Below are 13308 nucleotides of genomic sequence, written 5' to 3'. Positions count from 1 at the left end.
CTAGCAATCCTGCCGCGGCCAGGGTTGGCCGCAAGCACATTGCCAGCAAAAAACCCGCAACGCCTGATGCGTGCGGGTTTTTTGTCTGTGTTGTTGCGGTGATCTGCCGCCTTCAGGCCATAGCAATCAAAAGCAGAGAGCAGTCCGCCAGGCACGATGACGTTACCGACAACGCCACGCCCCGGTACGGGTGGGCGTCATTTCCTGGCTGCAGTATCTCAATTCCCCCCGATTTGCCAGGGGAGTCCGGTACGGAATCGCTCCTCGATCCAGGCTTTGAACGCCAGTGTGCTGGCGGCGGCAAACCTGGCCGATGGGCGCACCAGGTAGATGCCGCCCGGGGCATCCAGTTGCCAGTCCGGCAGCACCCGTACCAGCTTGCCAGCAGCGATGTCGCGGCTCATCAGCCACTCGCCGGCAGCCAGAATGCCGCTCCCGGCACAGGCGGCAGCCAGCAGGGCCTCGCTGTCATTGCTGGTCATCGAGCCTGCTACCAGCACCGTTTGCTGCTGGCTCCCATTGCTCAGACGCCATTGCGGAAACGTGGCAAAGCCGCTGAAGCGCAAGCAGTTGTGCTGCGCCAGCGCCTGGGGGCTGCCCGGCAAGCCATGGGCGGCGATGTATGCCGGGGAGGCACACAGGATACGGCGGTGATCACCAAGCTTTTTGGCGATCAGCCGGCTGTCGTGCAGCTCCCCCATGCGAATGGCCAGATCGAAACCTTCGGCAATGATGTCCACAAAGCGTTCGCTGTAATCGGCCACGATGGACACCTGCGGATAGGCCACCAGAAACGCGGGCATCAGCGGCGCCAGCCATTGCCGCCCCATGGCGGCCGGCAAGGCAAGCCGCAAGGTGCCACGCACTTCCGCTGCACCAGCCGATGCCTCTTGCTCGGCCTCGGTAATCAGGTTGATGGCCGTGCGCAGCTTCTGTGTCAGTTGCATGCCGGCATCCGTCAGGCGGACCTGCCGGGTGGTGCGTTCTATCAGCCGGATGCCCAGCCGCGCCTCCATGGCGGCCACCCGTTTGGACACCACGGTCGGATGGCGCTGCAGCAGGCGTCCGGCGGCCACGAACGAGCCTTCGGATGCCACCGCCAGCAGGGCGGCGATTTCGTCGCTATGTTGATTGTCGAATGCGTCGTACATCATGGCTGCAGGATAATGCTGCCGGAGGCACGCCCGGCTTCGAGATCGGCATGGGCGGTGGCCACATCGGCCAGGGCGTAACGCCCCCAGATATGCGGGGTGATCACGCCGCTGCTCACGGCGTTCAGCACGTCTTGCGCGCGTTGCTGGTACTCCGCAACGTTGGCCGTATGCGCGGCCAGTGATGGTCGGGTGAGAAACAGCGAGCCTTTGGCATTCAGCGTGGCCAGCTCGACCGCAGCCGGTACACCGGATGATGCCCCGAACGACACCATCAGCCCGCGTGGGCATAAGCTGTTCAGCGAGGCCTCAAACGAGATGCGACCAATCGGGTCGTACACCACATCCACCATGCGGCCGTGCGTGATGCGGCCAACCTCGGCGGCCAGTGTGGCCGGATCAAAGACCAGCACCGCGTCGCAGCCCAGCGCCTCCGCCTTGGCCACGCTGGCCGCCTTCGACACCACGCCGATCACGCATGCCCCCAGCTGCCTGGCCCACTGCGCCATGATGGCACCCACACCGCCGGCCACGCCGTAGAGCAGGATGCTGGTGCCCGGCCCTACCGGATAGGTGCTTGTGAGCAGGTACTGCGCGGTGATGCCCTTGAACAGGATGGCCGCCGCATCTTCACAGGACAGGTTGTCCGGCAACTTGACCAGTCGCTCGGCAGGGTAGATCCGGCCACTGGCATAAGCCCCCAGCGGGCCGGTGGCATAAGCCACGCGGTCGCCAGGCTGGACATTGCTTACCCCGGCCCCCACGGCGGTAACGTGGCCGGCGCCTTCCAGCCCCAGGCCGGATGGCAGCGGGATTGGCACCGAGCCATTACGCTGCATCACATCCAGGTAGTTCACGCCAATGGCGGCTTGCTCGATCCACACCTCGCCCGCCCCAGGGGTGGCAGGGTTTGCTTCCTGTATCTGCAAGACATCGGGGCTGCCATGCTGCTCAAGACGGATAACTGCAACCATTTACATCTCCTTTAGGACAGACCATGCCTTCGCACATGCTGACCTAGATTATGGAAATGCATCCCTGCCTGAGCAATACGATACTTTTGCAGTTAATTAATGCACAAGCTGCAGCAATTGGCCAAACAAGGCCAAGCTGTGGGGCCTGATGAAGATAGAGAGCAAGCTCTGGGCAAGCCCCCAAGGCGAGTCGCGTCTCCTTAACCTGCAAATCGATAATTTAGCGCCAGGGCTTTGCCCCATTCGGCATCAGTTCCAGGGACATCCCGTAGCCATCCGCAAGCTTTTTGGGCTTTCCCTCTTCACGTAGCGCAGCTTGCTGCACTTGAAGAGCAGTCAGGGGGCATAAGCCCTCCTCATCACCAATGCAGTGACATTGGGGGCATATCACCCATACACCATCGCCGACGCCCCTGTGCATCCCCCGCAACTTCGTGGATGTCATAGAACCACATCACACCCGTCAGAACGCAAAAAACCCGCAGCGCTTGATGCGTGCGGGTTTTTTGTCTGTGCTGTTGCGGCAAAAGCCGTGGTGCCCCGGGCCGGGGTCGAACCGGCACACCCGAAGGCGAGGGATTTTAAGTCCCTTGTGTCTACCAATTTCACCACCGGGGCAAACAGAACAGGGGGGCGATTCTAGCCGAAAGCGCGGCCCCGGACAATCGGACATCAGCGGCAAAACTGCCCTGCCGGACATCTGCCGGCAGCATTTGCCAGCAAGCGGGAAAGCTGCGCCCGTAAAGCAAAAACCCCGGCAGATTTTCATCTACCGGGGCTTTCTGTTGGAGGCGCGGGCCGGAGTCGAACCGACCTACACGGATTTGCAATCCGGTGCATAACCGCTTTGCTACCGCGCCGTAAAACTTATTGCCTGAAGTTTACATCATTCAAACAATTTGAACAATCTTTGGAGCGGGAAACGAGGCTCGAACTCGCGACCTCAACCTTGGCAAGGTTGCGCTCTACCAACTGAGCTATTCCCGCGTCGCATGTACTGCTGCAGTTTTGTGGAGCGGGAAACGAGGCTCGAACTCGCGACCTCAACCTTGGCAAGGTTGCGCTCTACCAACTGAGCTATTCCCGCATCGCATAATACTGCTTGAATTTTTGGAGCGGGAAACGAGGCTCGAACTCGCGACCTCAACCTTGGCAAGGTTGCGCTCTACCAACTGAGCTATTCCCGCGTCGCATGTACTGCTACAGTTTGTGGAGCGGGAAACGAGGCTCGAACTCGCGACCTCAACCTTGGCAAGGTTGCGCTCTACCAACTGAGCTATTCCCGCGTCGCATATACTGCTTGGTTTTCTGGAGCGGGAAACGAGGCTCGAACTCGCGACCTCAACCTTGGCAAGGTTGCGCTCTACCAACTGAGCTATTCCCGCAAAACCGTTTTCTCGACAACTTCGCTTTCGCTGCTGCGTCTGCGTCGTTAAGAGAAGGCGAATTATAATGATGGATTCAGGCTTGTCAACGCTCAAACATCAATTTTTTTGCCCGAAAATTCCCGCGCCGCCATCTGCAAATAATAAACCATTGACCACAAAGTCAAAATTACAGCGACATACATGCAAAGATTGCCGAGCTCGCGCGTCATGATGCCCGACAACAGCGGGCCATCGTACAGCAGCAACAGAATGGCCAGCATCTGTGCACTGGTTTTGAGCTTGCCGATATAGGCAACGGCCACGCTGCTGCGGCTGCCCATGCCCGCCATCCATTCACGCAAGGCCGAAATGGTGATCTCGCGACCGATGATGATCATCGCCATCCAGCCCGGCGTACGTGCCAGCTCCACCAGCAGGATCAGCGCGGCGGCCACGATCAGCTTGTCCGCCACCGGGTCGAGGAAGGCGCCGAACGCCGAGGTCTGCCCCAGCCGGCGTGCCAGGTAGCCATCCAGCCAGTCGGTTACCGCCGCCAGCGCAAAGATGAAAGCCCCCAGGCTGTTGCGGTGATGCTCTATCAACACGCTGTCCGGTAAAAAGAACACGGCGACGCAGACGGGAATCAGCGCCACGCGCAGCCAGGTAAGCAGAATCGGCAAATTGAAGGGCATGTGTCGGGGTTTCTTGTTATCTAATGCAGGGCATTATGGATTTTCTCGGCCAGCGCGCGGCTGATGCCGTCTACTTGCGCCAGGTCGTCGATACTGGCGGCCACCACGCCGCGCAGACCGCCAAAACGGGTCAGCAGCCGCTGGCGCCGCGTTGGCCCCACGCCGGGAATGTCCTCCAGCGTGGACTGCGTGCGCGCCTTGGCCCGCCGTGCCCGGTGGCCGGTAATGGCGAAACGGTGCGCTTCGTCGCGCACCGTCTGGATCAGGTGCAGGGCGGCGTGATCGCGCGGCAATTGTAGCGTTTTTTGCAGGTGCGGCACGATCAGTGTTTCCAGCCCCGGCTTGCGCTCCTCGCCCTTGGCCACGCCGACGATGGGCACATCCACCCCCACTTCGGCCAGCACTTCCAGCGCCACACCCACCTGCCCCTTGCCACCGTCGATCAGCAGCACGTCCGGCAGCTTGCCGTCGCCGGAGGCCAGCCGGGTGTAGCGCCGGGTCAGCGCCTCGCGCATGGCGGCGTAGTCGTCGCCTGCCGCCGCGGTTTCGATATTGAAGCGGCGATATTCCGACGGCTGCATGCCGCCGCGGTCGTACACCACGCAGGACGCCACCGTGGCCTCGCCCATGGTGTGGCTGATGTCGAAACACTCCAGCCGCGCAATCTCGTCCACTTCCATCAGCTCGGCCAATGCGGCCAACCTGGCGGTCTGGCTGGCGGCGCTCAGCAGGCGCTGGCCTATGGCGATGCGCGCATTCTTCTCGGCCATTTCCAGCCACACCCGGCGCTCGCCGATGGGGTTGCCGACAAAGGCCAGCCGCTTCTGCGCCTGCTCGATCAGCAGCTGCTGCAGCTCCGGCGACACTTCCTCGTTGTGGATGATCACCGACGGCAACGCTGCGCCCAGGTAATGCTGGGCCAGGAAAGCCTCAAGGTTGGCCGCAAGCGTGTCGTCGGCATTGCTGGGGAAGAAGCTCTTGTCGCCCAGGTGGCGGCCGCCGCGGATCATCACCAGGTTGACGCACACCTGGCCGGCTTCGCTGGCGATGGCCACTACGTCGGCATCCAGCTGGCTGGCATTACTGGACACGAACTGCTTTTCCTGCACCCGAGACAGCGCCTGAATCTGGTCGCGCAGCTCGGCGGCACGTTCGAAATCCAGGTTTTCCGATGCGGCCAACATGCGCTCGGTCAGCTCGTCGATCAGTTCGTTCTGCTTGCCCTGCAGGAAGGTCACCGCGCGGCGCACATCCTCGCGATACTGCTCCGGTGTGATCTCGCCGGTGCACGGCGCGGTGCAGCGCTTGATCTGGTACAGCAGGCAGGGCCGCGAGCGGTTGCTGAACACACTGTCCTCGCAGGTACGCAGGCGGAACACTTTCTGCAGGATCTGGATGCTCTCGCGCACCGCGTAGCCGTTCGGGTACGGGCCAAAGTACTGGTTGGGTTTCTTGGGGTCGCCACGGAAGTACGCCAGCTGCGGATAGGTGTGGCCGGACAACATCAGGTAGGGATACGACTTGTCGTCGCGGAACAGGATGTTGTACTTGGGCGCCAGCGCCTTGATCAGGTTGTTTTCCAGGATCAGCGCTTCGGCTTCGCTGCGCACTACCGTGGTTTCGATGGCGGCGATCTGCACCACCATCAGCTGGATGCGCGGGCTGAGGTCGCTTTTCTGGAAGTAGGAGCTAACACGCTTCTTGAGGTCGATGGCCTTGCCGACATACAGCACGTTGCCGGCGGCATCCAGCATGCGGTACACGCCGGGCAGGCCAGGCAGGCTGGCCAGCACCGGTTTGGGGTCAAACGGTAATGACATTTATGGCTGGCACCAGGTCTTTACGTCTTCCTGGGCCCGGCGAATGCTTTCATCGCGGCTGGCACTGGGCGCAGCGCCCGGCGGCAACGGCTTGTTCACCATGCCCAGGTTTTCTCTTGCCGTACGGCAATTGGTATCCATGATGCGCTTGTTCTGCTCCTTGGCCTTGGCATTGATGGCCTGGCCGTCCATCGGCGGTTTGCCCGCCGGCGCAGACGCATCCGCCGCCACCGGTGGCGCACCGGCCTGCAGAATGAGTTTGGTGGCGCTGCGTCCTGGCGGCGGCGTATCGGAATACACCATATGGCCTTTGGCATCCTTCCAGCGGTAGACATCCACCGCCTGGGCGCCAGCCGCAGCCAGCAGACAAGCCAGCAACAACAACCTGTTCCCCATCCCCATGGCGCTTATCCGTTTCATTAAATAGCGATAGCTTGATTGTATACGTACGGCCGGCAGAGTCGAAACCGGCAATGGGCTTTTTGCACTGCAAGAGGCATATCGGTATAATGCGTTTTTGCCGCCAAAGGAACGCCAAGATGCGCATTATCGAGAAAGCCTATACCTTCGACGACGTCCTCCTCGTCCCGGCCCACTCCTCCGTATTGCCGCGCGACGTCACCCTCTCCACCAAGCTCACTCGCAACATCAGCCTGAACCTGCCGCTGATTTCCGCTGCGATGGACACCGTTACCGAATCCCGCCTGGCCATTGCCATGGCGCAGGAAGGCGGCATCGGCATCATCCACAAGAACATGCCGGCCGAAAAGCAGGCACTGGAAGTCTCCAAGGTGAAGCGCCATGAAAGCGGCGTGGTCAAGGACCCGATCACCATCGCCCCGGACATGCTGGTGCGCGATCTGGTGCTGCTGACCCGTCAGCACAAGATTTCCGGCCTGCCGGTCGTGCAGGACGGCAAAGTCGTGGGCATCGTCACCAACCGTGACCTGCGCTTCGAAACCCGCCTCGACCAGGCGGTTGCCAGCATCATGACCCCGCGCGAGCGCCTGGTAACCGTGAAGGAAGGCGCCAGCATCGAAGAAGCCCGCGAACTGATGCACAAGCACCGCCTGGAGCGCGTGCTGGTGATCAATGACGACTTCGAGCTGAAGGGTCTGATCACCGTAAAAGACATCATCAAGACCAGCGAACACCCGAACGCCAACAAGGACAGCCAGGGCCGTCTGCGCGTAGGCGCAGCGGTAGGCACCGGCGGCGACACCGACGAGCGCGTAGCCGCACTGGTGGCAGCCGGCGTGGACGTGATCGTGGTGGACACCGCCCACGGCCACAGCCAGGGCGTGCTGGACCGCGTGAAGTGGGTGAAAACCAACTTCCCGCACGTTGACGTGATCGGCGGCAACATCGCCACTGCCGACGCTGCCCGCGCCCTGGTGGCCGCTGGCGCCGACGGCGTGAAAGTGGGCATCGGCCCCGGCTCCATCTGCACCACCCGTATCGTGGCCGGTGTGGGCGTGCCGCAGCTGACCGCCATCCACAACGTGTCCGAAGCGCTGAAAGGCACCGGCGTGCCGATGATCGCCGACGGCGGCATCCGCTTCTCCGGTGACATCTCCAAGGCACTGGCAGCCGGCGGCAACGCCGTGATGCTGGGCGGCATGTTTGCCGGCACCGAGGAAGCACCGGGCGAAGTCGAGCTGTACCAGGGCCGCTCCTACAAGTCCTACCGTGGCATGGGCAGCCTGGGCGCGATGAGCCAGGGCTCCGCCGACCGCTACTTCCAGGACACCACCAGCAACGCCGACAAGTTCGTACCGGAAGGCATCGAAGGCCGCGTGCCGTACAAGGGCCCGATCGCCCAGGTAATCCACCAGCTGGTGGGTGGCCTGCGCTCCTCCATGGGCTACCTTGGCTGCCGCACCATCGACGAAATGCACGAAAAAGCCGGCTTCGTGGAGATTACCTCCGCCGGCATGCGCGAATCCCACGTGCACGACGTGCAGATCACCAAGGAAGCGCCGAACTACCACGTGGATCGCTAAGACTCACAAGGTTGGCCGCAAAACCCCGCACCTCGGTGCGGGGTTTTTGCTTTTGCGCTGCCGGAAAATGCCACCCATAGCGCATAGGCCCCGCTTTTTCCAGGAAAAACCGGGGTGTACCGAAGGACAATAGATTTAATTCCCCTGAAAACTACTATTCGAGATGTTTACAAATTGGCTTGCCGGATCGATACAAGCGCGCCGACCATTCAGGGGGAATAATCACCATGGCCACAACCAGCAGCGGTGGAACTGCCACCTCGTTCTCGAATACGCCTCAAGCTCAGGATGACAGCTTCACCTCCGCGCTGATCAACGGGCTGAACAGTGCCATCACTGAAGATACGCAGGCGGTGATGTATCTGGATGTGATGGCCAACGACCTGGGGGGCAATGCGAAAACGCTCTGGTCGCTGGATGACGGGATCAGTGATTCGGTCGGAACCAAAACCTACGCCCCGGCAGACCTGCTGGTTCAGGATGACAAAGGGGGCATCATCGATTCGACCCCCGACTACAGCGCGAATGGCGCAAGAATCTGGATTACCGCCGACGGTAAGGTGGGCTACGACTCAGCAACTTTATCGACTGCTTTCAAAGCCAGTCTGCAGGCGCTGTCTGTTGGAGAAGTACTGAAGGACAGCTTTACCTATGCCATCCGCCTTGGTAACGGCACGCTCAGCTGGGCAACGGCACAGGTAGTATTTTCCGGTGCGAACGACGCCGTCACCCTCAGCACTGCCAGCATCAGCAGTGGCACGGTCACCGAAGATGCTCCGCTGACCACCAGCTCCAGCGCCAGCGCCAGCCCAAGCGGTACATTGAACACCTCAGGCAGCATCGTTTTTCATGACGTGGACGCCCATGACCACCACAGCGCCTCGTTTGCCCCCGCCGCCGGTAACAGCACCACGCTGGGTAGCTTTGTACTGGCGCCAGTGAACGAAGGCACCGGCACCACCAACGGTAACGTGAACTGGTCTTACACCCTGAACAATGCAGCCGCCCAATACCTCGCTGGAGGCCAAATCGTTACTGAAACCTATGTGGTTACCATCAACGATGGGCATGGTTCAGTGGTCACACAGAATGTCACCATTACCATTGTCGGCACCAACGATGCCGCGGTGATCACCGGCACCAGTACCGCAGCCCTGACCGAAAGCAATGTGGCGCAGAGCACCGGCGGCACCCTTAGCGCTACCGATGTGGACAGCTCCGCCGCCTTCGTGGTGCAGACCAACGTGGACGGTAACCACGGCTACGGCAAGTTCAGCATCGATGCTGGCGGCCACTGGAACTACACCATGAACAACGCCCACGACGAGTTCGTGGCCGGCACCACCTACACCGACAGCTTCACCGTCACGACCGCCGATGGCACCGCCCAGGTAGTCACCGTCAGCATCCTCGGCAGCAACGACGCCGCAGTGATCACCGGCACCAGTACGGCAGCCCTGACCGAGAGCAATGTGGCGCAGAGCACCGGCGGCACCCTTAGTGCCACCGATGTGGACAGCTCTGCCGCCTTCGTGGTGCAGACCAACGTGGACGGTAACCACGGCTATGGCAAGTTCAGCATCGATGCTGGCGGCCACTGGAACTACACCATGAACAACGCCCACGACGAGTTCGTGGCCGGCACCACCTATACCGACAGTTTCACCGTCACTACCGCCGATGGCACCGCCCAGGTAATCACCGTCAGCATCCTCGGCACCAACGACGCCGCAGTAATCACCGGCACCAGTACGGCAGCCCTGACCGAAAGCAATGTGGCGCAGGGCACCGGCGGCACACTGAGTGCTACCGATGTGGACAGCTCCGCCGCCTTCGTGGTGCAGACCAGCGTGGACGGCAACCACGGCTACGGCAAGTTCAGCATCGATGCTGGCGGCCACTGGAACTACACCATGAACAACGCCCACGACGAGTTCGTGGCCGGCACCACCTACACCGACAGCTTCACCGTCACGACCGCCGATGGCACCGCCCAGGTAATTACCGTCAGCATCCTCGGCACCAACGACGCCCCGCTGATCGATGCGGCCAACACTACCGCCAGCGGCGCGGTGTCCGAAGGTGACGACGGCAGCAGCAGGAGCACCAGTGGCGTCATCGCCTACAGCGATGTCGATGCCAGCGACAGCCACAGCTTCGCGCTGCAGGGCACCGCTGCCACCTACGGCACCGCTTCGGTCGATGCGACTACGGGTGAATGGCACTACACCGTGCACGACAGCGGCGCCGTTGATGCGCTGGGCGCCGGCGAAACCCTCGGCGACAGCTTCACCGTCCGCGTCAGCGACAACCACGGTGGCTACGTCGACCAGCTGGTCAGCGTCACCATCACCGGCACCAACGACGCGCCGCTGATTGATGCGGCCAACACCACCGCCAATGGCGCGGTGTCCGAAGGCGACGACAACAGCAGCAGGAGCACCAGCGGCGTCATCGCCTACAGCGATGTCGATGCCACTGACAGCCACAGCTTTGCGCTGCAGGGCACTGCCGCCACCTACGGTACGGCTTCGGTCGATACAACCACAGGTGAATGGCACTACACCGTGCACGACAGCGGCGCGGTCGATGCGCTGGCCGCCGGCGAGACGCTCGGCGACAGCTTCACCGTGCGCGTCAGCGACAACCAGGGTGGCTTCGTCGACCAGCTGGTCAGCGTCACCATCACCGGCACCAACGATGCGCCGCTGATCGATACGGCCAACACCACTGCCAGCGGTGGCGTCTCGGAAGGCGACGACGGCAGCAGCAGGAGTACCAGCGGCGTCATCGCCTACAGCGATGTCGATGCCAGCGACAGCCACAGCTTTGCGCTGCAGGGCACTGCCGCCACCTACGGTACGGCTTCGGTCGATGCAACCACAGGTGAATGGCACTACACCGTGCACGACAGCGGCGCCGTCGATGCGCTGGGCGCCGGCGAAACGCTCGGCGACAGCTTCACCGTCCGCGTCAGCGACAACCACGGCGGCTTCGTCGATCAGCTGGTCAGCGTCACCATCACCGGCACCAATGACGCCCCGCTGATCGATGCGGCCAACACCACTGCCAGCGGTGGCGTCTCCGAAGGCGACGACAACAGCAGTAGGAGCACCAGTGGTGTCATCGCCTATAGCGATGTCGATGCCAGCGACAGCCACAGCTTTACCTTGCATGGCACCCCGGCTACCTACGGCAGCGCCAGTGTGGATGCCGATGGCACCTGGCACTACACCGTCAGCGACAGCGGCGCCGTCGATGCGCTGGCCGCCGGCGAAACCCTCGGCGACAGCTTCACCGTGCGCGTCAGCGACAACCACGGCGGCTTCGTCGATCAGCTGGTCAGTGTCACCATCACCGGCACCAACGATGCGCCGCTGATCGATGCGGCCAACACTACCGCCAGCGGCGCGGTGTCCGAAGGTGACGACGGCAGCAGCAGGAGCACCAGTGGCGTCATCGCCTACAGCGATGTCGATGCCACTGACAGCCACAGCTTTGCGCTGCAGGGCACTGCCGCCACCTACGGTACGGCTTCGGTCGATACAACCACAGGTGAATGGCACTACACCGTGCACGACAGCGGCGCGGTCGATGCGCTGGCCGCCGGCGAGACGCTCGGCGACAGCTTCACCGTGCGCGTCAGCGACAACCAGGGTGGCTTCGTCGACCAGCTGGTCAGCGTCACCATCACCGGCACCAACGATGCGCCGCTGATCGATACGGCCAACACCACTGCCAGCGGCGGCGTCTCGGAAGGTGACGACAACAGCAGCAGGAGCACCAGCGGTGTCATCGCCTACAGCGATGTCGATGCCAGCGACAGCCACAGCTTCGCCTTGCAGGGCACTGCCGCCACCTACGGCACCGCTTCGGTCGATGCCGATGGCACCTGGCACTACACCGTGCACGACAGCGGCGCCGTTGATGCGCTTGGCGCCGGCGAAATCCTCGGCGACAGCTTCACCGTGCGCGTCAGCGACAACCACGGCGGCTTCGTCGACCAGCTGATCAGCGTCACCATCACCGGTACCAACGACGCCCCGCTGATCGATGCGGCCAACACCACCGCCAGCGGCGGCGTCTCGGAAGGTGACGACGGCAGCAGCAGCAGGAGCACCAGCGGCGTCATCGCCTACAGCGATGTCGATGCCACGGACAGCCACAGCTTCGCCTTGCATGGCACCCCGGCTACCTACGGCAGCGCCAGTGTGGATGCCGATGGCACCTGGCACTACACCGTGCACGACAGCGGCGCCGTTGATGCGCTGGCCGCCGGCGAGACGCTCGGCGACAGCTTCACCGTGCGCGTCAGCGACAACCATGGCGGTTACGTCGATCAGCTGGTCAGCGTCACCATCACCGGCACCAACGATGCGCCGCTGATCGATGCGGCCAACACCACTGCCAGCGGCGGCGTCTCGGAAGGCGATGACAACAGCAGCAGGAGCACCAGCGGCGTCATCGCCTACAGCGATGTCGATGCCAGCGACAGCCATAGCTTTGCGCTGCAGGGCACTGCCGCGGCCTACGGTACGGCTTCGGTCGATACAACCACAGGTGAATGGCACTACACCGTGCACGACAGCGGCGCCGTCGATGCGCTGGGCGCCGGCGAGACGCTCGGTGACAGCTTCACCGTGCGCGTCAGCGACAACCATGGCGGCTACGTCGACCAGCTGGTCAGCGTCACCATCACCGGCACCAACGATGCGCCGCAGATTGATGCGGCCAACACCACCGCCAGCGGTGGCGTCTCGGAAGGCGACGACAACAGCAGCAGGAGCACCAGCGGCGTCATCGCCTACAGCGATGTCGATGCCACTGACAGCCACAGCTTTGCGCTGCAGGGCACTGCCGCGGCCTACGGCACCGCCAGTGTGGATGCCGATGGCACCTGGCACTACACCGTACACGACAGCGGTGCGGTCGATGCGCTGGGCGCCGGCGAAACCCTCGGCGACAGCTTCACCGTGCGCGTCAGCGACAACCATGGCGGTTACGTCGATCAGCTGGTCAGCGTCACCATCACCGGCACCAACGACGCCCCGCTGATCGATGCGGCCAACACTACCGCCAATGGCGCGGTGTCCGAAGGCGACGACAACAGCAGCAGGAGCACCAGCGGTGTCATCGCCTACAGCGATGTCGATGCCAGCGACAGCCACAGCTTCGCCTTGCAGGGCACTGCCGCCACCTACGGCACCGCTTCGGTCGATACAACCACAGGTGAATGGCACTACACCGTGCACGACAGCGGCGCCGTCGATGCGCTGGGCGCCGGCGAGACGCTCGGTGACA

Annotated in this window: 7 protein-coding genes and 7 tRNA genes; 2 read left to right on the top strand and 12 right to left on the bottom strand. The window is 62.6% G+C overall.

Features of this window, described 5'->3' with window-relative positions; all coding sequences use genetic code 11:
- Positions 1-218: 218 nt before the first annotated feature.
- The 12 genes from PSELUDRAFT_RS12490 to PSELUDRAFT_RS12435 form a co-directional block, all read right to left on the bottom strand.
- Positions 219-1154 (bottom strand): LysR family transcriptional regulator, encoded by a 936-nt coding sequence (locus tag PSELUDRAFT_RS12490; protein WP_088967148.1) that lies wholly within the window; start codon positions 1152-1154, stop codon positions 219-221.
- Positions 1151-2125, bottom strand: coding sequence for a quinone oxidoreductase (locus tag PSELUDRAFT_RS12485; protein WP_088967147.1), 975 nt, complete (start codon positions 2123-2125; stop codon positions 1151-1153). Before PSELUDRAFT_RS12485 ends, PSELUDRAFT_RS12490 begins: the two co-directional genes overlap by 4 nt.
- 533 nt (positions 2126-2658) lie before the next feature.
- Positions 2659-2743 (bottom strand) — tRNA-Leu (locus PSELUDRAFT_RS12480).
- Between the two features lie 168 nt (positions 2744-2911).
- Positions 2912-2985 (bottom strand) — tRNA-Cys (locus PSELUDRAFT_RS12475).
- Between the two features lie 51 nt (positions 2986-3036).
- Positions 3037-3112: transfer RNA gene (locus tag PSELUDRAFT_RS12470), tRNA-Gly, on the bottom strand.
- Between the two features lie 24 nt (positions 3113-3136).
- A tRNA-Gly gene (locus PSELUDRAFT_RS12465) sits at positions 3137-3212 on the bottom strand.
- A gap of 24 nt (positions 3213-3236) precedes the next feature.
- Positions 3237-3312, bottom strand: a tRNA-Gly gene (locus tag PSELUDRAFT_RS12460).
- Positions 3313-3335: 23 nt separating this feature from the next.
- A tRNA-Gly gene (locus PSELUDRAFT_RS12455) sits at positions 3336-3411 on the bottom strand.
- 23 nt (positions 3412-3434) lie between these two features.
- Positions 3435-3510, bottom strand: a tRNA-Gly gene (locus PSELUDRAFT_RS12450).
- Between the two features lie 92 nt (positions 3511-3602).
- Entirely contained in the window at positions 3603-4184 is a 582-nt protein-coding gene (gene pgsA, locus PSELUDRAFT_RS12445) for a CDP-diacylglycerol--glycerol-3-phosphate 3-phosphatidyltransferase (RefSeq protein ID WP_088967146.1), read from the bottom strand.
- 20 nt (positions 4185-4204) lie between these two features.
- The gene (gene uvrC, locus PSELUDRAFT_RS12440; RefSeq protein WP_088967145.1) at positions 4205-6004 is read right to left on the bottom strand and encodes an excinuclease ABC subunit UvrC; all 1800 of its coding nucleotides are present in this window, start codon (positions 6002-6004) and stop codon (positions 4205-4207) included.
- Positions 6005-6406 carry a DUF4124 domain-containing protein gene (locus tag PSELUDRAFT_RS12435; RefSeq protein WP_157725116.1) on the bottom strand — a complete coding sequence of 134 codons (402 nt, stop codon included), beginning with the start codon at positions 6404-6406 and terminating at the stop codon, positions 6005-6007.
- 137 nt (positions 6407-6543) lie between these two features.
- Between PSELUDRAFT_RS12435 and guaB the strand changes: the two genes are divergently transcribed.
- Together guaB and PSELUDRAFT_RS12425 are read left to right on the top strand one after the other, a co-directional pair.
- Positions 6544-8007, top strand: coding sequence for an IMP dehydrogenase (gene guaB / locus PSELUDRAFT_RS12430; RefSeq protein WP_088967143.1), 1464 nt, complete (start codon positions 6544-6546; stop codon positions 8005-8007).
- A gap of 227 nt (positions 8008-8234) precedes the next feature.
- Positions 8235-13308 (top strand): VCBS domain-containing protein (locus tag PSELUDRAFT_RS12425; protein ID WP_197693858.1); only part of this gene is annotated, 5074 nt, incomplete at its 3' end.

The organism is Vogesella sp. LIG4 (assembly GCF_900090205.1).
GTDB lineage: Bacteria > Pseudomonadota > Gammaproteobacteria > Burkholderiales > Chromobacteriaceae > Vogesella.
Note: the sequence above shows the minus strand (reverse complement) of the source record. Positions and strands in the feature narration are given on the sequence as shown.